This window comes from Bradyrhizobium neotropicale (genome assembly GCF_001641695.1).
Taxonomy (GTDB): domain Bacteria; phylum Pseudomonadota; class Alphaproteobacteria; order Rhizobiales; family Xanthobacteraceae; genus Bradyrhizobium; species Bradyrhizobium neotropicale.
The window spans coordinates 1-24,623 of the sequence record NZ_LSEF01000033.1 but is presented as its reverse complement, the minus strand read 5'-3'; the positions used below and the strand labels follow the sequence as shown (position 1 = coordinate 24,623).

Below are 24,623 nucleotides of genomic sequence, written 5' to 3'. Positions count from 1 at the left end.
GGCGTTTGTCGTTCGCTGTGACATTCTTGTTACGTCTCTGTACTGTAACGGGCGGATTAAATGCCTATTTCACAGCCCGAACCGATTGTCCGGTCTCAACTCCAACAACAAGGGAGCAACGTCCATGACGCATGCCATTCGCTTTCATAAGACCGGCGGTCCGGAAGTCCTGGTCTGGGAGGAGGTCAATGTCGGCAAGCCTGGGCCGGGCGAGGCGCGCATCCGCCACACCGCCGTCGGTCTCAACTTCGTCGACATCTACAACCGCTCGGGCCTGTATCCGGCGCAACTGCCAAGCGGGCTCGGCAGCGAGGCAGCTGGCGTCGTCGAAGAGGTCGGAGCCGGCGTTACGGATCTGAAACCCGGCGATCGCGTCGCCTATGGCGCCTCGCCGCTCGGCGCCTATTCCGAGGCGCGGCTGATCCCCGCCGATCGCCTGCTGAAGCTGCCTGACGGGGTCGACGACAAGACCGCGGCTGCGATGATGCTCAAGGGGCTCACCACGCAATATCTGATCCGGCAGACCTATCGTGTGAAAGCCGGCGATACCATCCTGCTCCATGCCGCGGCCGGCGGCGTCGGGACGATCCTGAGCCAGTGGGCGAAGCATCTCGGCGCGACGGTGATCGGCACGGTCAGCAACGACGAGAAGGCCAAGCTCGCCAAGGCTCATGGCTGCGACCATGTCATCATCTACACGCGCGAGGATTTCGTGAAGCGGGTCGACGAGATCACCGGCGGCAAGAAAGTGCCGGTGGTCTATGATTCCGTCGGCAAGGACACGTTCCTGAAGTCACTGGACTGCCTCGCGCCGCTCGGCGTCGCAGCGCTGTTCGGTCAGTCCTCGGGCGCCGTCGAACCGCTCAATCTCGGCCTGCTGGCACAGAAGGGGTCGCTCTACGTCACCCGTCCGACTCTGTTCACCTACGCCGCCAAGCGCGAGAATCTCGTGGCGATGGCCAATGAGCTGTTCGATGTCGTCAAGTCCGGCGCGGTCAAGATCGAAGTGCACCAGACCTATCCGCTGAAGGACGCCGCCAAGGCGCATGCCGATCTCGCCGCGCGCAAGACGACGGGATCGACCGTGCTCTTGGTATGAGGTGCTATCGGACGGTGACGCGGGCGTTCCACGCCTGCGTCACGTCCGTTCGTGCTTGCACAGGTCGCGGGCGTGATCCAGGCGGACCGCCTGGAGGTCGACCTCGTCAGGCGGGACCTGGGGCAGGGCGGCCTCGGTCAGGATGGCCTCGGTCACGTCCTCGACTGAACTGTCCACGATCTCGTGAATGAACGAGACGTTGCTGTATTCACCCGAGGCGACGCGGGAGATGACCTCGCGCCGCGTGATCTCGGGGTCGACGATCGCCTCGCGGCCGCGCCGCCCATAGTCGATCATCACGACGAAATACTGCATCTAAGATTGACCCTGCCGCGGCCCGCATGTCGCAGGCTCTGCGGCAGAGTATTTCCGAAAAACGGAATTAGGTCAAGGTGTGATTTCTAAAAATCGGAAATTGGCCGGGCTTGCCTTACCTGCCCTTCTTGCGCGGCCGCGCGGACTTCGCGCGCAGCCGCTCGAGCTGCCCCTTGGGCATCGAGAGGCAGATCTCGCCGACCCACTCCAGCTTGACGCCGACGATCGGCTTGGCGTTGAAGCTGGTGAGGTTGACGACGGACGGACTTTTGCCGCGTTCGATGGTCTTCAGGTAGCGTTCGCCGGTCTTGAGGCGGACTACGGCCTCCTCGCCGTAGAAGCTCGACAGCGGGTAGCGCTGATCCTTGTAGACCACGATCACGTCGCCGCTCTCGTATTTGGGCAGCATCGAATCGCCGACGATCTCGAAGGCGACGGTCTCTTCCATGATCGGGAAGGGCAGCACGACCTCGCCGAGCCCTTCCGGCGGAACCTGCTCGAAATCCGGCTCGATCACGGCGCCGGCGCCGACGCGGCCCATGACCGGCGCGAGATTGAGCTCAAGATATTCCATGATCGGCAGAATTTCGGACGCTTTCACCAGGCGTTCGCCGCCGAGGATCTCCGACACCGCGCCCGGGCGCACGCCCATGGCCGCCGCCAGCCCGCCCTTGCTCTTGCCCGTCTTCTCCAGGCCCCGCTCGATCATCGCAACGTCCAACATGGTGATTCCCTCGATTACCCATGGTCCTGCCTCTTCTAATCCGAAATTCGGAATTGATGCAATTATGAATATCAGAAGTCACTGCTTGACTTGTGTTTCGGAATACCGGAATATGTGTTTCGCCATCCCGGCCGTGACGGTTTGTGAATGGCGTATCACAGGACAGCAGCATGGAACCGGGCAGTTGGCCGTCGGAGCACTCCGACGCGCTTCGCGACTATTTTCTCAAAGGGATGTCTTACGCGGAGATCGGACGGGAGATTAACGCAAGATTCGGAACGGTTTATACGCGCAGCGCGGTGGTCGGCCGGGCCAAGCGGCTCGGGCTCGCCGCGCCCGCACGGATGAAGAGTCCCTCGATCGTGCCGCGCTTGCCGGGCGCAATCTCCCCGCTCGCGCCGCGCGCGCCGGTTTTGCCGAACTCGAGCCAACCGCCAGAATCGGTGCTGAAGCCCGCTCGGCCGGTGAAGTTGCGCTGCGTCGGCATCAAGCCGCGCCTGATCTCGCTGATCGAACTCGAGCCTGGCGATTGCCGCTATCCCTATGGCGGCGACAAGGACGGGGAGGAGATCGCCTTCTGCGGTCATCCCCGACAGCCCGGCACGAGCTATTGCACGCCGCACTTCCACCTGACCCGCGGGCCGGGATCGGCATCGACGCGCTGCGCGGGCCCCCTCGTGCTGAGACTGGTCTCCGCCGCCTGACGGGCGGACGTCCTCTCAATTATCAATTTTGCATGGAGCTTCCGAGTGGTACGCGCCAGACGCAACAAGTCCTATAGGTTGGCAAGGCTCAACGACTGGCCCTCGCACGATCTGCCATTCAATGCCGAAGTGGCCGAGGTCGCGGTCGATAATCCCCTCGCGCTCGAGCCGGGCGAGAAGATCGTCGCCATGCGCTCGATCCGCAGCGATCCGCTCGGTCGGCTGCATTCTCATCGCCAGATCGACGAGGCCCAATACCGCGGCGGTCGCGCCTTCCAGAACGACTGGGAGAGGGCGGAGCGCGGTCCCCAGGCGGTGGATCCAACCCGCGAATATGTCGACGGCACGCGCACGCGCGAGGCGGTCACCGAGAGCCAGCGCCAGGCGGTGCTGCGGCTGAACCGCGTCGAGCGCGAACTCGGCGCCGACGGTGCCGCGCTGGTGCACGACGTGCTGGTCCTGGGACTGACGATGGATCAGATCGGGCAGCGCCGCGCCGTGCGCAGCCAGCGCTGGAACGACTATTTCGCGCGACGATTCCGCGAATGCCTCGACCGGCTCGCGCTGGTCTACGGCTTTGCGACGGAAATTGGACCGCAGCGCACGGAGCGGCGCCGATGAGAGCGGCGCGCCGGCAACCTCCGCCGCCGGCGCGCCCGTTCCCCGCTTACGGATGGGGCACGATCTGGTAGGGCGTCGTGTAGGGCTCGACGCGGAGCGAGGCGTTGGCGAGGAGCCCGATCTTGGCGGTCGGCGCCTGCTGCAATTCGCCGTTCTGGCCGCGATGCACATTGTACTGCCAGACGGTGAGGTCGCCCTTCTGCGCCAGCGCATGCGCAACCGCGCTCGCATCGTTGCCGCCGATCGCCTGGAGCTCCTCGGCTGACAATCCGATGATGATTTCGTCCTTGGTGGTGACGATCTTGAAGAGGTTCATCTTGATCTCCTGCGCCCATGCGCCCTGTATCGAGAGAGTGAAAAGCGCAACCGCGGCGCCCTTGATGACATCGCAGCGAGAAAGCATGCCGTCGTCCTTTGGTGCTGACGCGCGCCCGAATCGAAGAGGTCCAGCCATGGCGCCCGTGATCTGCGTGGCCGTTTCGCAACGGCTTGGTCGTTCGATCTTGAATCACGGTTCACGCATCGGAAAATATCGGGGATTGGTGAACCGTGACGCGGAGAACCGAGTCCAAACCTAGAGCTTGAGGGGGCACATCGGATGAAATTGATTGTCACGCTTTGCATTGTTGCGTCACTCGGCGTGCCCGGCACCGCCATGGCGGCCGATCCCTTCTATCTCGGGAGCTGGACGGTCACGACGGCTGTGGTTGCGCCATGGGCCGATCCGCATCGTAAGCCCGACGGCAGCGAGCAGGCGCGGCTGATGGGCAAGGCGCTGGCCATCAAGGTGAAGGAGATCTCCGGGCCGCGTCCCTTGGCCTGCGCCAAGCCGCAGTACAAGGTGACGGACTACGGTCCCGACATGATCTTCCAGGGCGCTTTCGACGAGATGCGGCGCGCCGGCAAGAAGGCCGATCCCAAGGCGCTCGCCGCATCGCTCGGCTTTGTCGGTGGCAAAATCAAGACGCTGGAGACCGGGTGCGAGATCGAGTTTCACTTCGTCGACGATGCAACCGCCGAAATCGGGCTCAACGATTACGTGTATACGCTGAAGAAGCAATAATTCGCTCGGACGGTATCCGGCGAAGGGCTCCGACGCCCTGGATCGGCCGCCATCGCTCAAATCGAGACAATATGTCCGCATTGCGATGCGTGGCTCCGTTCACATTTAGACACAAAACAAAGGGCAAGCCCGCGGCATCGAGCTCGATCAAGGCAGTGTGTGCACCGATGTCGCTTCTTGACGCAGGTGGGTGACGTCGGTGCATATTCCTGTTATCCGGAATTGCCGTGGTGCGATGCCGACCAAGCATCGCTGCCTCGATAGATTGGCTTGCCGGATGGGTTGTTCCTTGGCATAGTTGCAACCTCTCGGGTTGAGCCGATCCGTTCGGATGTGCAGTTCAGCGTACCAACCCCCTGGGATGCCCTGGCCGAGAATTCTTCGCCGCCACGGCGTCCAATTCTCGAGCGGGAGCTCGACGTCAGACCGCCAAGGCCGATCCTTGTCATAGGTGCGAGATGAAAAACCTCAATTTCGCGGCTGAACTGCACCTGAAGCTCGGCGCGCCCGCGAGTAGCACCGTCGAAAGCCTGCGCCTGCTGCGCGCATTTCTGAAGCTTGCGCCGCGGCAGCGTTTTGAGGTCATCAAGCTCGTCGAAGATCTCGCCACAGACGACTCTCTCCCTGAGCATCCCCTGTCGTAAGCCGGGCTACGCGCCCACGTCATGCCTCGACCACCGTCCGTCCCGTCGCACGCCGGGCGTCCGGCTGCGCCTGTAGCCTGGTCTGGCCGCTGGAAGCCGACGCTGCAAATGTGATAATCAGTAAGAAAAAAGGGAGGAGTGCGACATGATTGAACCGAAGCTCGAAGTTCCGGCCGAATTGCGCGACCTGGCCGAGAAGACGATCGACCAGGCGGAAAAGGCATTCGGCCTGTTTTTCGATGCCGCCACCAAATCGATGGCGACGGTGCCGGGAGCGGGCACGGAGGTGTCGAAGCAGGCGCTCGCTTTCACCGAGCAGAACATGAAGTCGGCGTTCGAGCATGCGCGCAAGCTCGTTCACGCCACCGATCTTCAGGAAGCCATGCAGATCCAGTCCGAGTTCCTGCGCAGCCAGTTCACCAGCGCCGGGGACCACATGCGCCAGATGACCGGCAGCATCATGCAGCCCGGCAAGGGCAAGTCCTGAAGTCATTGGCAACCCACGCAAATCCCTGCCGGCTCAAACCGGCAGGGATTTGCATGTCTGGCACTCGTGCTCACCCGCAGCACGATCCCGGGAATTGCGAGAGATCGATGCGGGCGATGATCGACCGGAGTCGTCTGCGGGCGGAACGATAGAGCCGATGAAACAACGCCGGCACTCCAGCCGCGGGCAGGCCAAGGCTCTCGATAGGGTGCGGCATGTGCCCCTCCGATGCGGTGCGGCCTTCCTATCGCGCTCGGACCGGAGGCGCGTTGATCTGGCGCAAGGCTGGCGGGCTAGTAATCGGCGGGGTTCATGATCATCGGGCTCGACGTATCGGCCGGCGCGAGCGCGTTGCTGGCGCTGTCGCGCAGGAAGCGGTCGAGTGTCGCCTGGATCTTCTCCTTGACCGCGTCGGGTCCGCGGTCGCTCATCTCCGTGTGCTGCGCGCCGGTATGGACGATGTCGATGCCGCGCGCCTTGGCCTCTTCGGGCGTCGGCAGGACGCCGGGGTCGGTCACGAAGTGCGGATCCTTCGAGCGGAAGGACAGGATCTTCAGGTGGTCGTTGACCACGAACGGCACCCGCAGATTGTCCAGCGTGATCACCTTGGACACCAGCTCCGGATGCTGATGAGCGACATACATCGAGACGTCGCCGCCGTTGGAATGGCCGACCAGCGTGATGTGATCGTATTCGACGTGCTCCTGCCGCTTCTTCAATTCGCCAAGCACGAAAAGGATGTTGGCTTCGCAGCGCATATAAACCTGGCGCCGGCCGACATACTGCTCGCCGACATGGGTCATCAGCGGCGGATCGCTCGGCAGGTCCTGCTGGATGCTCGCGACGAGATAGCCGCGCGCGGCGAGCACATTGGCGAGGAACGAATACTCGGTGGCCTTGACGGTATTGCCGTTGCTGATGATGGCGAGCGGGAGCTTCCAGAGGCCGAGATTGGCCTTGGTCTCGTAGTCACGGCGCACTGCGACGTCGACAGAGATCGGCCGCTGGCGCGTGGCGTCGAACAAGGTCACCGTCTCATGACGAATGGCGAACTTGCTGACGACGAAATACTGGCCCACGCCAAGCACGCCGAGAAAGGCCAGAATTGCCAGCACCCTCTTCATGGTTCCTTCCCAATCACTTTTGACTGAACGTGGTCATTGGGAACTCCCGGATCGAGCGATCGTGAGCAGGCTACGGGATTAAATTTAGGCAAGTCTGTGAGAAAGGTCCCAGAAGGAGCGCGTGCAGCGCAAAAAGCGGAGGGCTTAAGGACAGCCAGCCTTGCCGCGTTCCGGGCAAACCCGCAGCGCGCTGGAAAGCGTGAACAGAAAGCGCGGGGTGCGGCGCGTATTGTCCGGTGCCCGGTAGCTCAAGGGGACGGCAACGCCGAGATCGGCCTGGAAATCGTCCAAGAGGAAGAACCGCGCGCCGGCGCCGGCGGAGGTCAGTGACAGGCCGTCGCTCAGGCGGTAGCCGTCGTTCCAGACTGCGCCGGCGTCGCCGAAGGCGTAGATCTGATAGCCGCTCCAGTAGCGGAAATTGACCTTCTGGTCGAAGCGCAGCTCGAACGAGCCGGCGAGGCCGTTGTCGCCGCTGATCTCGGCCGCGCCATAGCCCCGGCCGAAGGCCGCGCCGCCGAGGTAGAATTGCTGCGAGGTGAACAGCGGCCGCGATGCGGTCTGGCTCGCCGCGGAGAGCTTGATCGACCAGGTGTCGTTGAGCGCCTGGTAGCGCGTGAACCAGAGGTTCAGCACCGAGAAATTCGACGAAGCGCCGTCGCGCGACAACAGATCATCGTCGAAATGCGAGGCACCAAAGATGTCGAGACCCTGGCGATAGGTGAAGGTCGCAAAGTTGGTGCCGCCGAAGCGATCCTGGAGCCGGTAGTCGGCGGTCAGGCTCGCCGTCCTGATGTGGTCGCTGTAGTACGGGCCGAACAGATCGTGTTCCGACACGTTGCTGAAGGTCCCGGCCATCGTGAGCGTGAGGGCCGACCATTGCGACATGAAGGGTACGGTGCTGGCCCGCACCTCGAAAGCTTCGGTCGTGGTGATGTCGCTGGCAAGGCGCCGGACGTCACCCGGCCGCACCGCGCTGTACAGGACGGAGGCGCCGACGCGCACGCCGTCGACGCCGACCGGCGCATCATAGGACAGCCGGGCGAAGCCGAGCTGGCGCGGATCGTTGGCGATGGTCGACAAGTTGACCGCGAGGGTGTCGCCCGGCGTGAGGTAGGAGTTAAAGGCGCTCGTCGCATAGGTCTGCCAGGGACCGACCGACGATGATCCGAGATTGTCCAGTCCGAACGACGTGAAGACGTGCCAGGTCTTCAAGGAGATCGTGAGACGAAAGCGGCCGGTGGGGCCGCCGATCTCCTCAAGCGCGGTATCCGTGATCCGGACGCCGGGTCTGCCGTTGATGAGGAATAGCTGGCGTTCAAGCGTTGCGAAACGCGACGGCTGCTCGGCCAGAACCGCTCCAAGCATCGGCCTGACGCCGAGCCGATCGGCATCGTCGCCCTTCAGCTCGGCCTGGACGATTGCCCCTTCGATCACGCGGATCTGGACACGGCCGTCGGTGATGTCCTGCGGCGGCACGATCGCCCGGCTCAGATGGAAGCCTTCGGCGCGGTAGAGCTCGCTGATCGCGCCGGCGATTGCGGCAAGGTCGGCCTGCGTGACCCTCTTGCCGAGATAAGGCTGATAAGTCCCGGTGATGCGCTCGCGGGAGATCGCATGGGCACCGCTGACGTTGATGCCGCGCAGCACGAATTGCGGCCCGGCATCGGCCGCGACATTCGGCTGACCGATCGTCGGCAACTTGACCGGCGGCCGGCTGAGCGATTCCTGATCGGATTGGTTATCGAAATACTTCTCGGGCTGGCGCGGATCAAACCCCGGCTGGCTCGCCTGCTGCGCGAGCGCGTGCGGCATTCCCGTAAAGATCGGTGCCAGCAACGCCAAGGTGGCGAGGAGATGCGATCTATCACCGCGCTCACCGAACTTCTCCCCGTAGTTCAACGGAGAGGTTCGCAAGAACCGGTAAGCATTCGTTAGCCGCATGATTTTTCTTAGTTTTTTATGGTCAATGAAAGGTTAATGCGACGGTTCCGCTTGCCGGTTCCGGCTAATTCTCTCTTGAGCTATTTGCCCTATGCCTCAGGTCCGACTGGACCACGGACTGAGGATCCTCATGCTCGGCAGAGTTGGAATGCGGCGCGCTTTGATGGCGGTGCTGATACTGGGAACTGCGTCCGGCGCATCCGCCGCAGAGGATGGCGTCTGGTCGATCAGCAAGGCGTCGGGCGAAGTCTGGCGCGCAACCGACGGCGCACGGCAGGTCTCGTTGAACCAGGAAGAGACGCTGAAGCCTGGCGATACCATTCGCACCGGGCGGAACGGGCGCGTGCTGCTCGTCCGCGGCGAAGAAACGATTCTGATCTCTCCCAACTCGGTGGTCGGCTTGCCGGCCGAGAAGAAGGAGGGCCTCTCGACCACGATCATTCAGCAGGCCGGTTCGATCCTGCTCGAAGTCGAGAAGCGCAACGTCAAGCATTTCGAGGTCGAGACGCCCTACCTCGCCGCGGTGGTCAAGGGAACGCAGTTCAGCGTCACGGTGAGCGCCGGCAGCACCAAGGTCGGCGTAGTCCGGGGCCAGGTTGAAGTCTCCGACTTCAAGACGGGGCAGATCGCCCAGGTCATGCCGGGCCAGGCGGCCACCGCCTTCGAGCATGGCAAGCCAGGCCTCAGCCTGAGCGGCGCCGGTACCTTCAATCCCATCGAGCAGGGCAAGCCGCGCGCCTCGACGGTCGAGCGGATTCCTGTGCCGAAATCGGGACTGTCCGCGCCGCGCAATGCGGCCTCCGGACATGCGATTCATGCGCTCGGCCAGATCGACAAGGGGACCAGGGCGGCCGGCGTGCCGACGCAATCCCATCAGGGAGCTGGTGGCGCCGGGTCGTCCAAGCCGGGCACGGTGCGCATCTCGAGCTCGCTCGGCGAGGTCAAGCTCAACTTCCACAAGGTTACGCATGGGCTAGCCCATGGTGCCGCCGCAACAGGCCACGTGCGCAATGCCGCCAATAGCACCGACACGGTCTGGAGCGACACGAAGGCAAGCACGACGACCGCATCCAGCAACAGCACGACCGTGACCGCGGCGACCGTGAGTAACGGCGCCGCCAGCAGTACCGCAACGACGTCGTCAAGCGGGACGACGACGGTGGCCACGACTGCCGGTTCGACCAGCGACGTGTCCGGCGGAAGCTCCGGCAACGGAAACAGCGGGAATGGCGCGACCGGCAACGGGAGCGGCGGCAACGGCAATGACGGTAACAACGGCAACAATGGTCACCACTACGGGTGGTCTTGGGGCAGGGGCCATCACTAGCATCGCGCGGTCAACATGAGGGGGCACATCACGGCATTGGCCGGATGTGTGGGGGAGCAAGGTGAAACGCTACAGGCCGCACATTCTGGTCGTGATTGCGCTGGCGGTCGTGCTGTCCACGGGATGGCACGCTGCGCTCCGCAACGCGCTCACCGATCTGCGCTTCACCTGGCAATCGCGTGCGGCCAGCGGCAACGTTGTCATCGTCGCGATCGATGCGCCCTCAATCGACCAGATCGGTGTGTGGCCGTGGCCGCGCCGGCTGCATGCCGAGTTGCTGCAGAAGTTCGAAAGTGCCGGCGTCCAGGACGTGGCCTTCGACGTCGATTTCAGCACGCCATCCGATCCCGCCTCCGACGAGGCCTTCGTCAAAGCACTGAGGGATGTCGGCGGCGCGACGATCCTGCCCTCTTTCAAGCAACCGGTGCCAAATGGGGGCGCGGCACATATCAATCGCCCGCTGAAGCCGTTCAGCAACCAGTCCTGGCCCGCCGTCGTCAACGTCACGGTCGAGCCTGACGGCCTCGTACGCCGCTATCCGTTCGGAGAGAAGCTCGGTGACAGTTTCGTGCCGTCGATGGCTGTCGTACTGGCTGGGCAGAATGCAAGCCGCACCTCTCCGTTCCTGATCGATTTCGGTATCCGCGCGGCGTCTATTCCGCTCGTGTCCTTTGCCGACGTGCTGCGCGGCGATCCCGCGACCCTGGCGAGCCTCAAGGACAAGAGGATCATCGTCGGTGCCACTGCGCTCGAGCTCGGCGATCGCTTCAGCGTTCCGAACGGCGGCATCGTTTCAGGCCCCGTCCTTCAGGCGCTCGCGGCGGAATCGATCATTCAGCAGCGCATGCTGCGCCGGACCTCGGACCTGGGCATGGTGCTCGGCCTGTCCGTGATCTGCCTCCTGATGATATTCTCATGGCGCCGCGTTGGTCCCGGCCTCCGCGTCGCGATGCTGGTCGCGGCGGGAGCTGCGATCGAGCTGATCGCAGCCCTGGTCCAGTCGAAATGGCCGTTCGTCATCGATACGTCGCTGCTTCACATCGCCATCTTCGCTTATCTGACGGCGATCGCGCTCGACGAGATCGACTTCCGCAGCCTGCTCGGGCGAATCGCCGAAAGCCGCTTCCACCGCATTGCGATGTCGCTCGGCGACGGGCTCGTCTGCACCGACGAGGATCATCGGATCACGGTGTGGAATCCCGGCGCCAGCGCGATCTTCGGTTACATGCCGGCCGAAATGATCGGCCAGCCCTTCGAGGCGCTCTGTGCAAAGCCGGCCGAGGGCAGCGCAAAGCCCTTCTCCATGCGTGACGCCGCGCGGCAGGCGCTGCTCGTCCCGGGCGGTGCGGTCGTGGTCGAGTTCGAAGGCCGGCGCAGGAACGGCGAGACGTTCCCGGTCGAGGCCAGCTTCTCGGGCTGGCAGGGCACGGATGGCTTCCAATACGGCGCGATCCTGCGCGACATCTCGGTGCGCAAGCGCGAGGCCGAGCGCGTCAGATATCTTGCCGAATATGATGCACTGACCGGTCTTGCCAATCGCAACACGCTGCATGCCGGGCTCGTCGGCCTGATCGCGGATGTCGAGCCGCAGTCCTGCGAGGTCGCGCTGCTCGTGATCGGGCTCGACGGCTTCCAGCGCATCAATGACACGCTGGGACACGCGGCCGGAGATCTCGTGCTGCGGGCGGTCGCCGCGCGTCTGAAATCAGAGGCGGGGGACGAGACGGTCATTGCGCGGCTCAGCGGCGACGAATTCGCCATTGCGCGCCAATGCAGGGAGGACAGCGAGCCGGTTGCGGAATTCGCCGAGCGCATTGCCCGCGCATTCGAGCTGCCGCTCGCCACGGGCACGCGCCAGCACCGCGTCAGGGTCAGCGTCGGTGTTGCCGTCTATCCGGACGGCGGCCACAGCGCGGAGGATCTCCTGAGCAACGGCCATCTCGCGCTCTCCAGGGCAAAAGCGACCCGGCGCGGCAGCCATGTGATCTTCGAAAGCACTATCAGGCAGGAATTGGAGAACAGGCTGACGCTCGAAAGCGAGCTCGCGCTCGCCGCGGACCGCGGCGAGTTCGAACTGTTCTACCAGCCGCAGGTTCGCCTGGTCGACGGCGGTCTGGTCGGAGCCGAGGCGCTCATCCGCTGGCGGCATCCCGTGCGGGGCTACGTCTCGCCCGGCGAGTTCATGCCGGTGGTCAACACCTCGGCACTGTCCGAGCGGATTGCGAGCTGGGTGATGGAAACCGCCTGCTGGCAGGCGCGGGCCTGGGAGCTGTCCGGCCAAAGTGTGCGCGTCGCGATCAACCTGTCGCCGTCGCAGCTTCACTCCGGCGATCTCGCGCATTCGGTCGCGACGCTGCTCGATGCCACTGGGCTTACGCCCTCGCTGCTCGAGCTCGAGGTCACCGAGGATATCCTGCTGCTCGACGAGGACCGCGTGCTAGACATGTTCAAGCGGATCCAGGAACTCGGCGTCCGTATCCTGTTCGACGATTTCGGCACGGGTTACGCGAGTCTGAGCTATCTCAAGAAGTTTCCGCTCGATGGACTCAAGATCGACCGGTCCTTCGTGCTGGACCTGCTCGCCGATTCCGACGATGCCGCGATCGTCAGCTCGACCATTGGCCTCAGCAAGCAGCTCGGTCTCACCGTCGTTGCGGAGGGGATCGAGAACCGCGCTACGGCAGACTTCCTCGTCAGCATGGGATGTGCGGAAGGGCAGGGCTATTTCTTCGGCCGTCCGATGCCGGCCGATGCGTTGGAACGTCAGTTTCTGGTCGTCGAGCGCGAATCCGTCAGTGCGGCCTGAGCGGGCATCAGTGACGGATTCCGATCGCTAGCGCCGGCGCGCAATCGCAACGCCGAAGAGGAAGGCGACGAAGAGGCTGGCCAGAGGCGCTTCGCGCGTAATTGCCGCGACGGTCGCGAGCGGCCGGCCGGGCTTTCGTGCCTGCTCGATCGCAAGGGTGAGGCGATCGACGGCGGCATGCAGACCTCCCGCGACTTCGCCGATCGTCCGCGACACGTCAGTTGCCGCGTCGATGGCGCGCTCGGCCATGCCCGGCTGCGAAGTGGGTTGCGGTATGTCCGTGCTCAAACTCGCGACCTCCACGCTCGACAATGGAAGCCGGCACCTTTGGCTATCCGCGCGAGCGCTCATTCTTGAACAGCGGGTCGGAACGACCTTTGGCTATCCGCTACAGGCGCCGTGGTGAACGGCGGGTGCCGGCCTCGGACTGGCAATTCGGCGCACGGGATTTTGTTCCGATGCGGAGGCTTGCTCCCCGTGAAACGACGGATACGAATCTCTGTTAGGCTGGCGCCAAGGAATACCTTGAGGCACGATCTCGAAGCTCGACCTTGCTGACCCAGGAGGCTGCCGTGACCGATCGAACCATGACGGATCGAGCCCGGCGCATCGCATTGCTCGGCGCGCCCATCGACATGGGCGCCTCGCAGCGTGGCACCCTGATGGGACCCGCGGCGCTGCGCACTGCCGGCCTTGCGACATTGCTGGAGAACCTCGATTTCGACGTTGTCGAGTACGGCGATCTCTCCGTTGCCGAGATCGAGGATCTTGCCGACCGGCCGCCCGCCAAGGCCAATCACTACCGTGAAATCCAGCGCTGGACGCGCGTGCTGAGCCGCCGCGGCTACGAGATCGCAAAGACCGGAGCGATCCCGATCTTCCTGGGCGGCGATCACACATTGTCGATGGGCTCGGTCAACGCCATGGCTCGCCTTTGGCAGGAGCGCGGGCGCGAGCTGTTCGTGCTCTGGCTGGATGCGCATGCCGATTACAACACGCCGGAGACGACGATCACGGCCAACATGCACGGCATGTCGGCGGCATTCTTGTGCGGCGAGCCGGGCCTCGACGGTCTCCTGGGCGAGGATCCACGCGCCTCGATCGCTCCCGACAGGCTTGATCTGTTCGGGACGCGTTCGATCGACAAGCTTGAAAAAGATCTGATGCGTGCGCGTCGGATCAGGGCGGCCGATATGCGCCAGATCGACGAGTTCGGCGTCGCGGTGCTGATCCGGCGCGTGATCGAACGCGTCAAGGCGAGCAACGGCGTGCTGCATGTCAGCTTCGACGTCGACTTCCTCGATCCTTGCGTCGCGCCGGGCGTCGGTACCACGGTGCCGGGCGGAGCGACCTATCGCGAGGCGCATCTGATCATGGAGCTCCTGCACGATTCCGGGCTGGTGGGGTCGGTCGACATCGTCGAGCTCAATCCGTTCCTCGACGAGCGCGGGCGCACCGCGCGAACCGCCGTCGAGCTGATCGGCAGCCTGTTCGGACAGCAGATCACCGACCGGCCGACGCCCAGCAACGCGATTGCGCCGGGCGAGTGAAGGTATTGCGAAACGCTCCCGCGTGAGGGGGCGAGTGCCAACGGCCTGGAACCCGCGCTGGAGGCGGAACCCGCTGCGGTGCAATTGAATTGACCTCGAGAGGAAACGACTCAGGTCATCTTGATGGAACGAAATCGCATCAGGAATCGCATCGCTATCGACGAGGCGCTCCGGCATCCCGGCGTGATCGCACTGATCGTCGCGGGCTTGACCATCGCTGCGATGCTGCTGGTGGACCACGGGCCGTGGAGCCGGGCGAAGGTGCAGCCCGCCCATGTCGCGATGTATCACACCACGGGCGAAGCGGCGCGTGCCGTGGGCGCCCAGGTGTTTCCGACCGACCCGAGATCGCGGATCGAGCCGGCGCGGCCGGGGCCCAAGACGTCCTCGACCGTGAATCCCGTGACGCCGTAGGCTCAGCTCTTGCGACCGTAGTTGAGAAGGCCGCCGCTCGTCTTCGGCGGATGGGCGCGCAGTGCCTCCTCGTTCGGCTCGGTGCCCCAGCCGGGCCGGTCCGGAATGACCAGATGTCCGTTCTGGATCTCCGGCTCGTGGGTGAAGAGCTCGCGATCCCACGCCAGACGATCGATATCGATCTCCATGATGCGCAGGTTCGGCGCGGCGGCGCAGAAATGCGCGTTCATCATCGAGCAGAGATGGCCGTAGAAATTGTGCGGGGCGACGTTGACCTCGAAGGCATCAGCGGCGGAGGCGATCTTCATCGATTGCCAGACGCCGTTCCACGGCGTGTCGATGATCGCGACGTCCATCGCCTGTTCGCGGAAATAGGGCAGGAATTCGCGCAGGCCCAAAAGCGTCTCGCAGGATGAGATTGGATGCGGGCTCTGCCGACGGATGTAGCCGAGCGCTTCGGGATTGAAACTGTCGATCTCGACCCAGAACATGTCGATGTCGGCAATCGTGCGCAGGATTTTCAGATAGCCCTCGGTCTTGGCGTTGAAGTTGCAGTCGAGCAGGATGTCGACGTCGGGACCGGCGCCGTCGCGAATTGCCTCGAGATGCATGTGCAGGTCGCGCAGGATCTTGCGGTCGACGTTGATCTCGGGCGCGAAGGGCGAACCGAAGCCGGGCCGCCAGCCCGTCGGCTTGCCGTCGTCATAGGAGAAGATGTTGGTCTTGAGCGCAGTGAACTTCTTCTCACGCACCTCGCGCCCCATCGCCTTGACGCCGTCGAGGCTCTCGATCGGCGGCTTGTACCAGGCCGGATGATTGATCCGCCAAGTGGCGCAGTGTGACCAGTAGACCCGGACGCGATCGCGGATCTTGCCGCCGAGCAGGTCGTAGCAGGGCACGCCCAGACACTTCGCCTTGGCGTCGAGCAGCGCATTCTCGATCGCCCCGAGCGCCTGCGCCACCACGCCGCCGGCGGCCGGCCGCGTCGCCGCGTACAATTCGGCGTGGATGCGTTCGTGCTGGAAGACGTTCTGGCCGACCACGCGGGCGGAGAGGCGCTGGATCGCAGCGCCGACACCGGGCGAACCAAAACCCTCGTCAAACTCGCTCCAGCCGACGATGCCGTCGTCGGTCGTCAGCTTGACGAAGTGGTAGTTTCTCCAGCCGGCATCGCAGGCGAGGATTTCGAGACTTGTTGCTTTTGATGATCTTGTCATGTCGCTCCCTGCGGCCCGGCCGGCCTTGTTTTTGTTATGGCCCGGTCGCAAGCCCGGCCCCAGCTGCAACTGTTAGGCTAACGACGGACCGTCGTGAAGGCCGCAGAGGCGCCGCCGAGAGCGCTTTTCGGCCGCCTTTTGTCGGATAACCCCGTAAAATTCGATGGGGACAGCCATGATCTTTCCCGGGACCGTCCCGAAATTGAACCAGGCTCTGACGTTTTTGGCCACAATCGGCACCGACCCTCCGGCCATGAAATTTCTGGGCATGATTTCGATTCTGGCGCTGCTCACCATGAGCGGGGCCGCCATTTCCGATCAGCTTCTGACTGCGGATCAGCACGTCGCGCAAAGGGTGCAGTAGCCGCGGGGGCAGAAGGCGCTTTGTCATTGGGGGATGACAGCTATGCTTTCGATAGACCAGTTCTTGAGGTTCATCAGCGTGCCTGCCGTGTTTGCGGCGTTCATCATCGCTTCGCAGATCTCGGCGGCGCTGTCGCCAGTCTAGCGCTCCTCGTCAGCCGATCGCAGAAGGGCCGAACAAGGCGAGGACGGCGAGCGCCATCAGCGCGGTGCCGAGCCAGCCGAGCGCGACGAGCCATGTCCGCGCCTTGAAGCGGCCCATGAGCGAAGCGCTCGAAACGATCAGCATCATCATCACCATGATCGGTACGGCGACGATGCCGTTGAGCACGGCGCTCCAGACCAGCATGTGGATCGCGTCGATGCCCGTGTAACCGAGGCCGAAGCCGATCACGGTCGCCGTCGCGATGATGGTGTAGAAGCCGACCGCCTCGTCCGGCTTCGCCTCCAGCGTGGCGCGCCATCCAAGAATCTCCGCGACGCCATAGGCCGCCGAGCCCGCCAGCACCGGGATCGCCAGCATGCCGGTGCCGATAATGCCGAGCGCGAACAGGAGGAAGGTGAAGTCGCCGGCGAGCGGTCGCAGCGCCTCGGCGGCTTCCGTGGCCGAATTGATGTTGGTGACGCCGTTGGCGTGCAGGACGGATGCCGTGGTCAGGATGATGAAGAAGGCGATGCCGTTGGAGAGCAGCATGCCGGCCGTGGTGTCGACCCTGATGCGCGTGAGCTCCGGATCGCCGCCATGGGAAAGCTCGCGCAGCGGGCGACGATGCTTGCCCTTGTTCATCTCCTCGACCTCCTGGGACGCCTGCCAGAAGAACAGGTAGGGGCTGATGGTGGTGCCGAGCACGGCGACCACCATCATGAAATAGTCGGCGCTGACATTCGCCTGCGGCCACACCGCGGCAAGCAGCGCCGTGCTCCACGGGATATCCACGGTGAAGGCCGTCGCCACATAGGCGAACAGCGCCAGTGTCAGAAATTTCAGCAGCGGGGCATAGCGGCGGTAGGGCAGGAAGACCTGGAGCAGGGTCGAAGTGGCCGCGAAGATCAATGCGTGCTCGTGGTTGAGCCCGCCAATGACGAGCGAGAGCGCCTCCGCCATCGCGGCGATATCTGCGGCGATGTTGAAGGTGTTCGCCCCGACGAGAAGGGCGATGAGACCGATCACCAGCCAGCGCGGTGCGAGCGCCATGACGTTGGCGGCAAGCCCCTTGCCGGTGACCCGCCCGATCCGCGCGCTCACAAGCTGGATGGCGATCATGAACGGCGTGGTCAAGAACACGGTCCAGAGCAGCCCGTAACCGAACTGCGCGCCTGCCTGCGAATAGGTGGCTATCCCGGACGGATCGTCGTCGGCCGCGCCGGTGATCAGACCTGGGCCCAATCTTTGCAGCAGCGTCGGCGCGGATTTCGTCGGCGTGCGGGCGCTGTCGTGCATGGAGGGGCGTCTCGGCTCTTTTCCGGAACGGCGAAGTCTCGGAATCAAATGCAGCGCGGGAATGATAGTTCCACGGCGAACCGGCGCATTGCGATGCATCGACGCGCGCGCAACGGCACCAGTTGCGCGCCCATGTCCGGTTTGACACGTCGGGCAAAACACCTGTAGACAGGCATCATCGCAAAGACCATCGAGCCCGCGCCGTCACCGGTTGCGGGCTTCGTCATGTCTGCGGAGGGAGCTCCGCCGCTATTTGATGCTGACGAACATGCCCCAGGCGGCTGCGAGCGCAGCGCCCGAAAAGACGATCATCGGGTTCTCGCAGAACGCGCTGCCATAGGTGCACATGGTGACGCCGAACGAGCCGATCTCGTGATGGCTCGCCGAGTAGAACAGTCCCGACAGCACCAGCAATGCGGCGGCGACGTAATACATCGACCATCTCTCCTCGGTTGCCCTGGCGTCCTCACTTCCCGGCGCATCGTCGCCGATGCGATGAATGCCGCGCCGGCCGGAAGGGGCATGCCGACAGCATGACGCAGACAGATTTCATTCCGCCGAATCCGATTTGCTGCATTTGGATAAAGTTTGACCCGTCGGGCAAAACGTCGGGATCATCGGAGTTTGATCCCGCGTAATCTAGGCTGGATTTTGCAGGGGGCCCTGTCTGCCGGCGTTCTGCGCTGGATGTTCATCAGCCAAATGGATTACCTACCGAATAGAAAGTGCGGTCTGACACGGCCTGTGGTTGCGTGCTCTCGCTTCAAACAGAGGGAGCACATGATGAAGAACCTTCTTGCAGTCATAGCCGTTGCTGCTCTCGCTATCTCTCTTTCGCAGGAGGTATCGGCGCAATCGGCGCCACCTTCCAGCGGGGCGACAAAGTCCACTGCCGCGACGCAGCAATCCGGCAAAGGCATGGCCGGACAGAAATGGCCGATGATGACCACCTGCACGCCCCGTCAAAAGATGTCGGGGAAACCTTGCTCGTAACAAGGTCAGGCCGCCTCAGTCGGCGGCCGCTTTGATCCATCATAAGGCGATGGTCGAGAGGTGGCGCTCCCGCGTGTTGGCTGGCTGTCCTCTCGACGAAACACATCTGAAACACATCTGAAACCAGATAGTTCTGAACTCCGCTCGCCGTCGGCTCGACCAAACGAAGCGAAAAGGAGACAGTCATGATCCAGGTCGGTTCGAAGGAAGAAGTCGCGTTTCTGTTGGCGCTGTTTGGGACGCATACGCAGCCCATCAAGAAGCCGAATCCGAAGTCATCACGCGGCCAGAACTGAAGTCATGCCACGTCTAGACGATTGCCAGCGCCTTTTGCGCGGGCTGATCTCCAAGGGGGATCCGAGCGCGATCCCGGCGGCTGAAAGTGCGATCAATGAGTTTCTGAACCTCACGCCGGGAAGTGCGCGCAAGAGCGGCCTGCGCCTTCTCCAGCAAGACGCATTGGACCAGTATGGTGCTGCGGCTGGCGTGCAGCGGTCCTTCGCTGAAACGGTGAACGCCTACATCGAGAGGAAGCTTGCGGAAGAGTAGGGCGGCTCGCCGACGCGGTATCGTCTCTGGGCCCCGCTGATCGGCTCGTCCAGGATGTCGGCGGACCGGATCGCGCCGGCTTTGCATCACGCGAGCATCCCAATTGGGGTACCTCCGATTCTCCCTATGCGGCTGGCGAGGCAGGCTCCAGCATGTGTGTGAAGAAGGAGTCGCGCATGCCTCGGTCGCCGTCCATCGTGCCGCAAGGTGCCGACCATGACGTCTATCTGGTCATGAACGACTTTGGCAGACTTGGCCGCGCCTGGTGCGAAGCAGATGAGGAAGGCACCAACCGCGAAGCGGTGATCCGCCAGCTGTTCGAAGACCATTACAGCCACCCGGTTCGCATCGTGGCGTTCAACACTGCCGAGGGATGGTCGCGCGATGTAACGGTCGATATCGCCGACGAGGTGCGTCGGCGGTTCTCCGAATACGACGACGTGCCGCGCTCTGTTGCAGAATTCCTGGAAAGTGCCGTCCGGCGCTGAGCTGCTTCGTTCTGCAGGCCTTGGTGTGGGGACGATGATGCTGGACGACGAGTTTAACAGGCAGCGTGCCAAGATCTTGCGCGATCTTGCAGAGCAGGCGGACCCGTTCATCAGAAGGCGCCTCTTGCTGTTGGTGGAGCGCTACGAACCCGCTCCGCCGCCGGCACCGAATGATCCGCAGCCCGCACGCCCCCGCAAACGGCGCTGAGCACCGAGCAGGCTGTCTTTCATCGCGACCTGCGCTCCCCGGGGCAGTCCGATTTCATCGAGATCCGCGGTTCGGCCTGCCGGGCCGCCAACTCTTGGGTTGAACCTGGAGGTTGTGTGCAAATCTCCGGTTGGTTGCGAATGGGGAAGCGAGGCGTACGATTCGAGTGATTTGATTCGTGTGATTTGCAAAGAGTGGAGGTCAGCTTGGCAGCGGTCCTCGTTTTCAAGATCACCATTGTCGGATTGGGCGTCTTTTCGACAGTCCTTGCCTGCATGCTGATAAGCACATGAAGAAGAGGCCGCCCCGGTTGGCGGCCTTTTTTCATTTTCCGTACGCGCCGAAGGGAAGTGACTTCGGTAGAGGCGGCTCGCGCGCCAACGAAAGGGCCCCAGCACCTGGGGTAGGCAATGAGGGGCTGGGAGTGCTGGGGCCAAGGTGCCCCGCCGAATTTTCATCCGACAGGCCGCCGTGATCATCCATGCTTCCAGCCGCCGTGCATTAAAGCAGGTAAATCCGGCGCATTCCGGGGGCAGCCCCCAAACGCGAAAGGGGCCGCCTTGCGGGCGACCCCTTGCCGGTTGAAATCGCTTTCGGGATGAAATCCAGCCCCGGCAGGATCAGCTTAGGCCCTTCCAGCGGTTGGAAAATTCCGGATAACTACTGTGTGCAATGCTGACCTATTTTGGCACCTGATTACCGTCCGGATTTCGGAAATTCAGGCTCAGCTGCCCGGCGGGCTGTAGGACGGACGCAGCTTGGCCGCATTCTGGCGCACCTGCTTGATCTCGTCCTGCGTGAACAGCCGGGTCAAATGTACGTTCTGCAATGTGCCGGCCGTGACGGTGAGGCCCGAGATCGCTGGCGCCGCAGTCGGATCGGGCACGTCGAAAATGACCATGACGCCAGGGCCGTCGGCCGCGACGCTGTACATCGAAACCAGCTTTCCGCCGGCCGCCTCGATGAGTTTTCTCGCCGCTTCCTGGCGATCGGTCGTGGGGTTCTCCAGGATGGCGTTGAGCGCGCGTTGCGTATATTGCCCGGTAAGACAGAAATGCATGAGTACTCTCCTGTTAAAATAAAGTGGCCATTGACGTTCGTGCCGTGACGAGCTCGTCACGACGGCCGTATCTGACAATGAGGAGTACGATGCCCGCCGTGGGCACAAACGCCGCCAGTAATTCACGAGGCTTCGGCACGTCTCGTTGGCGGCTCGCGCGCACGATACACCAGCTAACCGGCGTGCAGAAAGCTGACATGCAGCCTGTGAGCCGAACTGTCGCACCGTCGCAGATCGCGCGACGAGAGATTTCGCTGCGATGATAGATGCGATGGCAACGAAGTACCGTCGATGAGCTGCAGGCGTTCACCGCCAATGACTCGCTTGTGACCAACGTAGACATCGTTTGCCACCGGTTTTGATCGTCCGCCGCAACAGGAACTGAGGGTGGCCTCGCCTGTTTGGTAATCAGACAGGCGGAGGTCGTAGTGCGGATCATTCTGATAACGACGATTTGCTGGGCGTTGTCGTACGGATGTGCGACGGCACAGGCCGATGCGAAGAAAGACTTGAACTCGCCAACCGGCCGCTCGGCGCCGGAAGAGAAAGGCCAATTGCAGCCACAAGGCTGGACCGGACCGCTCGACACGAAATCGGCTGGTGCGCCACCGGAAAGCCCGCAAGGTCAAAGCCCGCCGGGGATGCAGGCGGCACCGGAGGGATCAACAAAAACAGTCGTTGAGCCCCGGAAGTGAGTCCGGCCTGCTTTGTTGGTTGAGAGACGAGATGCAGCTTCGCGAGAAGGCTCAGGCAAAAAGCTGAAGGTGGAGGAATTGATTGAAGGCGCTCGGCTGGTAGTCGGCGAAAGCCTCGCCATCGACGAAGCCATGCTTGCGATAGAGCGCCAGTGCCGGCTCGAAGGCGGGGCCGCTCCCGGTCTCGAGGCTGAGGCGGGTCAGCCCGCGCGCTCTGGCTTCGCCTGCGATGTGCGCCAGCAGCAGCGCCGCGATGCCTTTGCGCAAATGATCGGGATGAGTTCGCATCGACTTCACCTCGGCGCAGCCATCGCCAAGCTCCTTGAGCGCGCCGATACCGACCACCTCATTGCCCTGCCAGACTGACCAGACGGTGATGCCTGGTGCCTTCAGCCCCGACAGGTCGAGCGCATAGACGCTTTCGGGTGGCGAGTTCGCATGCATGGCCGCGAGGTGCAGCGCCAGCAGGCGCCGCGTCGGTTCACTGGAGAGATCGTCTTTGCGGATTTCGAACATGGGTTGGCCTTGCTGTCTTTGCCGGGGCGTATCGGGATCTGCGAGCGTCTGATGGGCAGGGGCGACAAATTGTGGCCTCGGCTCGACGGATGCCTTGGCGGATTTGCCGCAGTCACGACCATCTCGTGCCCTCCCCTTATTTCAGAACGTGGCAAGAATCCTTAAGCGGTGAACATGCGCGACGACGATATCCGGACGATAGTGATCGAAACGCTGGCCGAACAGCAGAAGCTTCAGAAGAGTGTCGACGCGATCGTGCTGAAAGCAGTGGTATCGGTGCTGGCCGCCTTTGGGATCGAAGACGATGACCGAAAAGAAGTCAGGGCAGATCTCCAGCATTTGCGCCGCTGGCGGAAGGGCATCGAACAGGCGCAGAGCTACACCTTCAAGGCCGTGATCACTGTCATCGTCACCGGAGTGGCTGGTGCGGTCTTGTTGGGTATCAAGGTTATGCTCAGCAAGTGAACGCGCGGTGACGGCTGTTAATTCGCTCGCTCGAGGTTCTCTCTAGCATGCGATGAGCCATGTACAGAATTCATATCGTCGACACTGCCAACGAGGTCATTACAGATATCGACCGACCTGCGACATTCTTCGATGGTGATGGGTAGCCATTTGGTTCTGTGCCGTGTCGCGGAACGCCGCTCCACTGTTCAAGTCGCTCGGCGTTGGCGTGACCAAGGATGTCCAGACCGAAGACATCGGTAACAGATCGTACCTAAGACATAGGTGACAACCTCGTGCCGAGCGGGTTGCCGATTGGTTGCAAGGTCATTTACTCCAGGTCGATCCCGCCGACGCGCAACGCATCCGATTTGGTGTGTTACGGCGAGACGCGTTCATGGCATGACCATTATTGCTCGGTCCGCGCTTTCGCCGTCAACCCCGCGCGGCAAAGGCCGCGCCCCTGCGGGCTTCGGGGGGGTGACGGCTCAGCGCGGCCAAGCAACTGGCCACCATGCCAAGAATGCAGGAAAGCGCGTCTCGGTCAGAGCGCCGAGGCCGTACTTGAGACATGGGTGGCGGGCTTCGGGCCGAACGGGTTGTCGAGGGGTTGCAAGGTCTTTTGCTCGAGGTCGAAGTAACCGAGATCGTAATGCATGAAGCTGACGAGCCAAATGCCGTCGTCGACTTCCTTGATGCCGAGCTTCTGGCCGGCCAGCACGGTGGAGATGTTGATCTTCTTGCGATGGAGGCAGAGGCGGCCGCAGGCGGTGATGACACCGTCGCGGTCGTGGAACGGATATGTGAGTTCCGGCAGACCATCGTAGCGGCGGGTTGAGGCTGTGTAGAGCTCTCCGGGGCACTTCATGTCGAGCGCCTCGTGGGGACGTTCAGAATTGAACTCGCGGAGGAAGGCATCGAAGCGTGCCTGCTGCTGCAAGCTGTTGAACCCCGGCGGCCGGGTGGCCTCCTTCTTCAGCGTGAGATGCATGCGCTCGTGACGGCCGTTCTGCTGCGGATGGCCCGGCTTGATGCGTTCGATCGCAATGCCGAGTCTGAGCCACCACACCGACAGCTTCGAGAGGTTGAACAGCGCGTTTGGACTGGCAAAGGGCACGCCATTGTCGGAGCGGATGGCAAAGGGCAGACCGCGCTCGCGGAACAGCCGTTCAAAGGCAGTAATGGCAGGATCTTCCCGCGTGGAATCCAGCGCTTCACAGAGCAGCAGGAAGCGCGAGGCATGGTCGGTGACGGTCAGCGGATAGCAGTATCGGCCATTGCCGAGCTTGAACTCGCCCTTGAAGTCGGCACACCACAGATCGTTGGCAAGCGTGCCCTGCGACAGCGGCGTGCCGTGCGCGCGGTGGCGCGGCACGCAGCCGCGCTTGACCAGGCCATGGCGGTCGAGGATCGCATGGATGGTGCTTTTGGCCGGCACCCGGACGTCGCCGTCGAGCCGTCGCACCAGGAGCTCGCGGATCTTGCGGGCGCCCCAGTGTGGCTTCTCGCCCTTCAGCCGAACGATCAGGGTCTCGACCTGCTGCGGGAGCTGGTTGGCGTAACGGATCGGCCGCCTGGAGCGGTCGCTTAACGCTTCAAGCCCGTGCTCCTTGTAACGATCGAAAATCTTGTAGCCAGTTTTGCGGGAGATGCCGAACTCCCGGCAGACCTCGGCCATGGCTTCTCCATCCAGAAGCCGGGCGACAAAGCGAAGGCGCTCTTCCATTACCGAACTCGCTTTCCACGGCATCCACACCTCCCGCAGAACAAAAGCGGAAAGTGTAACCCATGTGTCCGGTACGTTCTGTCACCTATGTCTCGGGCCGCTCA

29 protein-coding genes are annotated in these 24,623 nt (G+C 63.0%); 17 read left to right on the top strand and 12 right to left on the bottom strand.

Annotated elements, in window-relative coordinates; genetic code table 11:
- The first annotated feature begins 124 nt into the window (after positions 1–124).
- Positions 125–1,099 carry a quinone oxidoreductase family protein gene (locus AXW67_RS08245; RefSeq protein ID WP_027551054.1) on the top strand — a complete coding sequence of 325 codons (975 nt, stop codon included), beginning with the start codon at positions 125–127 and terminating at the stop codon, positions 1,097–1,099.
- Positions 1,100–1,138: 39 nt separating this feature from the next.
- On the opposite strand, the gene AXW67_RS08240 is transcribed toward AXW67_RS08245, so the two are convergent.
- Both AXW67_RS08240 and AXW67_RS08235 read right to left on the bottom strand, forming a co-directional pair.
- A complete protein-coding gene (locus tag AXW67_RS08240; protein ID WP_027551053.1) occupies positions 1,139–1,414 on the bottom strand; it encodes a hypothetical protein in 276 nt (91 codons plus the stop codon).
- 115 nt (positions 1,415–1,529) lie between these two features.
- Complete coding sequence (locus AXW67_RS08235; RefSeq protein ID WP_027551052.1) at positions 1,530–2,138, bottom strand: S24 family peptidase; 609 nt, start codon at positions 2,136–2,138, stop codon at positions 1,530–1,532.
- Between the two features lie 170 nt (positions 2,139–2,308).
- On the opposite strand from AXW67_RS08235, the gene AXW67_RS08230 reads away from it, so the two are divergent.
- Together AXW67_RS08230 and AXW67_RS08225 are read left to right on the top strand one after the other, a co-directional pair.
- The gene (locus AXW67_RS08230; protein WP_063677461.1) at positions 2,309–2,842 is read left to right on the top strand and encodes a GcrA family cell cycle regulator; all 534 of its coding nucleotides are present in this window, start codon (positions 2,309–2,311) and stop codon (positions 2,840–2,842) included.
- Positions 2,843–2,887: 45 nt separating this feature from the next.
- Positions 2,888–3,463: a hypothetical protein gene (locus AXW67_RS08225; RefSeq protein WP_027551050.1), complete on the top strand. Its 576-nt coding sequence runs from the start codon at positions 2,888–2,890 to the stop codon at positions 3,461–3,463.
- Positions 3,464–3,509: 46 nt separating this feature from the next.
- Here the strand turns inward: AXW67_RS08225 and AXW67_RS08220 are convergent, their stop codons facing one another.
- A complete protein-coding gene (locus AXW67_RS08220) occupies positions 3,510–3,866 on the bottom strand; it encodes a hypothetical protein (protein ID WP_063677460.1) in 357 nt (118 codons plus the stop codon).
- A 195-nt stretch (positions 3,867–4,061) separates the two neighbouring features.
- Between AXW67_RS08220 and AXW67_RS08215 the strand changes: the two genes are divergently transcribed.
- The 3 genes from AXW67_RS08215 (at position 4,062) to AXW67_RS08205 (ending at position 5,657) form a co-directional block, all read left to right on the top strand.
- Positions 4,062–4,526 carry a hypothetical protein gene (locus AXW67_RS08215; protein ID WP_063677459.1) on the top strand — a complete coding sequence of 155 codons (465 nt, stop codon included), beginning with the start codon at positions 4,062–4,064 and terminating at the stop codon, positions 4,524–4,526.
- 458 nt (positions 4,527–4,984) lie between these two features.
- Positions 4,985–5,170 (top strand): hypothetical protein, encoded by a 186-nt coding sequence (locus AXW67_RS08210; RefSeq protein WP_027551047.1) that lies wholly within the window; start codon positions 4,985–4,987, stop codon positions 5,168–5,170.
- Positions 5,171–5,315: 145 nt separating this feature from the next.
- The gene (locus AXW67_RS08205) at positions 5,316–5,657 is read left to right on the top strand and encodes a phasin (protein WP_063677458.1); all 342 of its coding nucleotides are present in this window, start codon (positions 5,316–5,318) and stop codon (positions 5,655–5,657) included.
- 293 nt (positions 5,658–5,950) lie between these two features.
- Here AXW67_RS08205 and AXW67_RS08200 read toward each other — a convergent pair whose 3' ends face one another.
- Together AXW67_RS08200 and AXW67_RS08195 are read right to left on the bottom strand one after the other, a co-directional pair.
- Entirely contained in the window at positions 5,951–6,781 is an 831-nt protein-coding gene (locus AXW67_RS08200) for an alpha/beta fold hydrolase (protein ID WP_063677457.1), read from the bottom strand.
- Positions 6,782–6,925: 144 nt separating this feature from the next.
- On the bottom strand, positions 6,926–8,722 hold the full coding sequence (locus tag AXW67_RS08195; RefSeq protein ID WP_063677456.1) for a ShlB/FhaC/HecB family hemolysin secretion/activation protein: 1,797 nt from the start codon (positions 8,720–8,722) through the stop codon (positions 6,926–6,928).
- Between the two features lie 130 nt (positions 8,723–8,852).
- Between AXW67_RS08195 and AXW67_RS08190 the strand changes: the two genes are divergently transcribed.
- Positions 8,853–10,049 (top strand): FecR domain-containing protein, encoded by a 1,197-nt coding sequence (locus tag AXW67_RS08190; RefSeq protein ID WP_063677455.1) that lies wholly within the window; start codon positions 8,853–8,855, stop codon positions 10,047–10,049.
- Between the two features lie 61 nt (positions 10,050–10,110).
- Entirely contained in the window at positions 10,111–12,855 is a 2,745-nt protein-coding gene (locus AXW67_RS08185) for an EAL domain-containing protein (protein ID WP_063677454.1), read from the top strand.
- A 27-nt stretch (positions 12,856–12,882) separates the two neighbouring features.
- Here AXW67_RS08185 and AXW67_RS08180 read toward each other — a convergent pair whose 3' ends face one another.
- Positions 12,883–13,143: a hypothetical protein gene (locus AXW67_RS08180; RefSeq protein WP_027551040.1), complete on the bottom strand. Its 261-nt coding sequence runs from the start codon at positions 13,141–13,143 to the stop codon at positions 12,883–12,885.
- Between the two features lie 284 nt (positions 13,144–13,427).
- On the opposite strand from AXW67_RS08180, the gene rocF reads away from it, so the two are divergent.
- Together rocF and AXW67_RS08170 are read left to right on the top strand one after the other, a co-directional pair.
- Complete coding sequence (gene rocF / locus AXW67_RS08175; protein WP_063677624.1) at positions 13,428–14,405, top strand: arginase; 978 nt, start codon at positions 13,428–13,430, stop codon at positions 14,403–14,405.
- Between the two features lie 123 nt (positions 14,406–14,528).
- On the top strand, positions 14,529–14,819 hold the full coding sequence (locus AXW67_RS08170) for a hypothetical protein (RefSeq protein WP_063677453.1): 291 nt from the start codon (positions 14,529–14,531) through the stop codon (positions 14,817–14,819).
- Positions 14,820–14,821: 2 nt separating this feature from the next.
- Here AXW67_RS08170 and AXW67_RS08165 read toward each other — a convergent pair whose 3' ends face one another.
- Positions 14,822–16,036, bottom strand: a complete 1,215-nt coding sequence (locus tag AXW67_RS08165; protein WP_063677452.1) for a mandelate racemase/muconate lactonizing enzyme family protein — start codon at positions 16,034–16,036, stop codon at positions 14,822–14,824.
- 175 nt (positions 16,037–16,211) lie between these two features.
- Between AXW67_RS08165 and AXW67_RS08160 the strand changes: the two genes are divergently transcribed.
- Complete coding sequence (locus AXW67_RS08160) at positions 16,212–16,400, top strand: hypothetical protein (protein WP_027551036.1); 189 nt, start codon at positions 16,212–16,214, stop codon at positions 16,398–16,400.
- A 153-nt stretch (positions 16,401–16,553) separates the two neighbouring features.
- Here AXW67_RS08160 and AXW67_RS08155 read toward each other — a convergent pair whose 3' ends face one another.
- The gene (locus AXW67_RS08155; RefSeq protein ID WP_063677451.1) at positions 16,554–17,840 is read right to left on the bottom strand and encodes an NRAMP family divalent metal transporter; all 1,287 of its coding nucleotides are present in this window, start codon (positions 17,838–17,840) and stop codon (positions 16,554–16,556) included.
- 249 nt (positions 17,841–18,089) lie between these two features.
- Positions 18,090–18,275 (bottom strand): hypothetical protein, encoded by a 186-nt coding sequence (locus AXW67_RS08150; protein WP_027551034.1) that lies wholly within the window; start codon positions 18,273–18,275, stop codon positions 18,090–18,092.
- 345 nt (positions 18,276–18,620) lie between these two features.
- On the opposite strand from AXW67_RS08150, the gene AXW67_RS41695 reads away from it, so the two are divergent.
- The 4 genes from AXW67_RS41695 (at position 18,621) to AXW67_RS41690 (ending at position 20,078) form a co-directional block, all read left to right on the top strand.
- Entirely contained in the window at positions 18,621–18,833 is a 213-nt protein-coding gene (locus AXW67_RS41695; RefSeq protein WP_210183970.1) for a hypothetical protein, read from the top strand.
- Positions 18,834–19,163: 330 nt separating this feature from the next.
- Complete coding sequence (locus AXW67_RS08140; RefSeq protein ID WP_245283866.1) at positions 19,164–19,382, top strand: hypothetical protein; 219 nt, start codon at positions 19,164–19,166, stop codon at positions 19,380–19,382.
- A 152-nt stretch (positions 19,383–19,534) separates the two neighbouring features.
- Positions 19,535–19,870 (top strand): hypothetical protein, encoded by a 336-nt coding sequence (locus AXW67_RS08135; protein ID WP_245283865.1) that lies wholly within the window; start codon positions 19,535–19,537, stop codon positions 19,868–19,870.
- A 34-nt stretch (positions 19,871–19,904) separates the two neighbouring features.
- A complete protein-coding gene (locus AXW67_RS41690) occupies positions 19,905–20,078 on the top strand; it encodes a hypothetical protein (protein ID WP_201723650.1) in 174 nt (57 codons plus the stop codon).
- Between the two features lie 724 nt (positions 20,079–20,802).
- Here AXW67_RS41690 and AXW67_RS08130 read toward each other — a convergent pair.
- Positions 20,803–21,138 (bottom strand): GYD domain-containing protein, encoded by a 336-nt coding sequence (locus tag AXW67_RS08130; RefSeq protein ID WP_027551030.1) that lies wholly within the window; start codon positions 21,136–21,138, stop codon positions 20,803–20,805.
- Positions 21,139–21,566: 428 nt separating this feature from the next.
- Here AXW67_RS08130 and AXW67_RS41685 point away from each other — a divergent pair, with 428 nt between their 5' ends.
- Entirely contained in the window at positions 21,567–21,833 is a 267-nt protein-coding gene (locus tag AXW67_RS41685; RefSeq protein WP_145927482.1) for a hypothetical protein, read from the top strand.
- A 51-nt stretch (positions 21,834–21,884) separates the two neighbouring features.
- On the opposite strand, the gene AXW67_RS08125 is transcribed toward AXW67_RS41685, so the two are convergent.
- Entirely contained in the window at positions 21,885–22,349 is a 465-nt protein-coding gene (locus tag AXW67_RS08125; protein ID WP_063677449.1) for a GNAT family N-acetyltransferase, read from the bottom strand.
- Between the two features lie 174 nt (positions 22,350–22,523).
- On the opposite strand from AXW67_RS08125, the gene AXW67_RS08120 reads away from it, so the two are divergent.
- A complete protein-coding gene (locus AXW67_RS08120; protein ID WP_430648705.1) occupies positions 22,524–22,814 on the top strand; it encodes a hypothetical protein in 291 nt (96 codons plus the stop codon).
- A gap of 523 nt (positions 22,815–23,337) precedes the next feature.
- On the opposite strand, the gene AXW67_RS08115 is transcribed toward AXW67_RS08120, so the two are convergent.
- The gene (locus AXW67_RS08115) at positions 23,338–24,543 is read right to left on the bottom strand and encodes an integrase core domain-containing protein (RefSeq protein WP_063677366.1); all 1,206 of its coding nucleotides are present in this window, start codon (positions 24,541–24,543) and stop codon (positions 23,338–23,340) included.
- Positions 24,544–24,623: the final 80 nt, after the last annotated feature.

Coding starts and splice junctions, on each gene's coding strand:
- AXW67_RS08245 (WP_027551054.1), top strand. CDS start 125: ATGACGCATGCCATTCGCTTTCATAAGACCGGCGGTCCGGAAGTCCTG.
- AXW67_RS08240 (WP_027551053.1), bottom strand. CDS start 1,414: ATGCAGTATTTCGTCGTGATGATCGACTATGGGCGGCGCGGCCGCGAG.
- AXW67_RS08235 (WP_027551052.1), bottom strand. CDS start 2,138: ATGTTGGACGTTGCGATGATCGAGCGGGGCCTGGAGAAGACGGGCAAG.
- AXW67_RS08230 (WP_063677461.1), top strand. CDS start 2,309: ATGGAACCGGGCAGTTGGCCGTCGGAGCACTCCGACGCGCTTCGCGAC.
- AXW67_RS08220 (WP_063677460.1), bottom strand. CDS start 3,866: ATGCTTTCTCGCTGCGATGTCATCAAGGGCGCCGCGGTTGCGCTTTTC.
- AXW67_RS08215 (WP_063677459.1), top strand. CDS start 4,062: ATGAAATTGATTGTCACGCTTTGCATTGTTGCGTCACTCGGCGTGCCC.
- AXW67_RS08210 (WP_027551047.1), top strand. CDS start 4,985: ATGAAAAACCTCAATTTCGCGGCTGAACTGCACCTGAAGCTCGGCGCG.
- AXW67_RS08205 (WP_063677458.1), top strand. CDS start 5,316: ATGATTGAACCGAAGCTCGAAGTTCCGGCCGAATTGCGCGACCTGGCC.
- AXW67_RS08200 (WP_063677457.1), bottom strand. CDS start 6,781: ATGAAGAGGGTGCTGGCAATTCTGGCCTTTCTCGGCGTGCTTGGCGTG.
- AXW67_RS08195 (WP_063677456.1), bottom strand. CDS start 8,722: ATGCGGCTAACGAATGCTTACCGGTTCTTGCGAACCTCTCCGTTGAAC.
- AXW67_RS08190 (WP_063677455.1), top strand. CDS start 8,853: ATGCTCGGCAGAGTTGGAATGCGGCGCGCTTTGATGGCGGTGCTGATA.
- AXW67_RS08170 (WP_063677453.1), top strand. CDS start 14,529: ATGGAACGAAATCGCATCAGGAATCGCATCGCTATCGACGAGGCGCTC.
- AXW67_RS08165 (WP_063677452.1), bottom strand. CDS start 16,036: ATGACAAGATCATCAAAAGCAACAAGTCTCGAAATCCTCGCCTGCGAT.
- AXW67_RS08160 (WP_027551036.1), top strand. CDS start 16,212: ATGATCTTTCCCGGGACCGTCCCGAAATTGAACCAGGCTCTGACGTTT.
- AXW67_RS08155 (WP_063677451.1), bottom strand. CDS start 17,840: ATGCACGACAGCGCCCGCACGCCGACGAAATCCGCGCCGACGCTGCTG.
- AXW67_RS08150 (WP_027551034.1), bottom strand. CDS start 18,275: ATGTATTACGTCGCCGCCGCATTGCTGGTGCTGTCGGGACTGTTCTAC.
- AXW67_RS41695 (WP_210183970.1), top strand. CDS start 18,621: ATGATGAAGAACCTTCTTGCAGTCATAGCCGTTGCTGCTCTCGCTATC.
- AXW67_RS08135 (WP_245283865.1), top strand. CDS start 19,535: ATGTGTGTGAAGAAGGAGTCGCGCATGCCTCGGTCGCCGTCCATCGTG.
- AXW67_RS41690 (WP_201723650.1), top strand. CDS start 19,905: ATGATGCTGGACGACGAGTTTAACAGGCAGCGTGCCAAGATCTTGCGC.
- AXW67_RS08130 (WP_027551030.1), bottom strand. CDS start 21,138: ATGCATTTCTGTCTTACCGGGCAATATACGCAACGCGCGCTCAACGCC.
- AXW67_RS08125 (WP_063677449.1), bottom strand. CDS start 22,349: ATGTTCGAAATCCGCAAAGACGATCTCTCCAGTGAACCGACGCGGCGC.
- AXW67_RS08120 (WP_430648705.1), top strand. CDS start 22,524: ATGCGCGACGACGATATCCGGACGATAGTGATCGAAACGCTGGCCGAA.
- AXW67_RS08115 (WP_063677366.1), bottom strand. CDS start 24,543: ATGCCGTGGAAAGCGAGTTCGGTAATGGAAGAGCGCCTTCGCTTTGTC.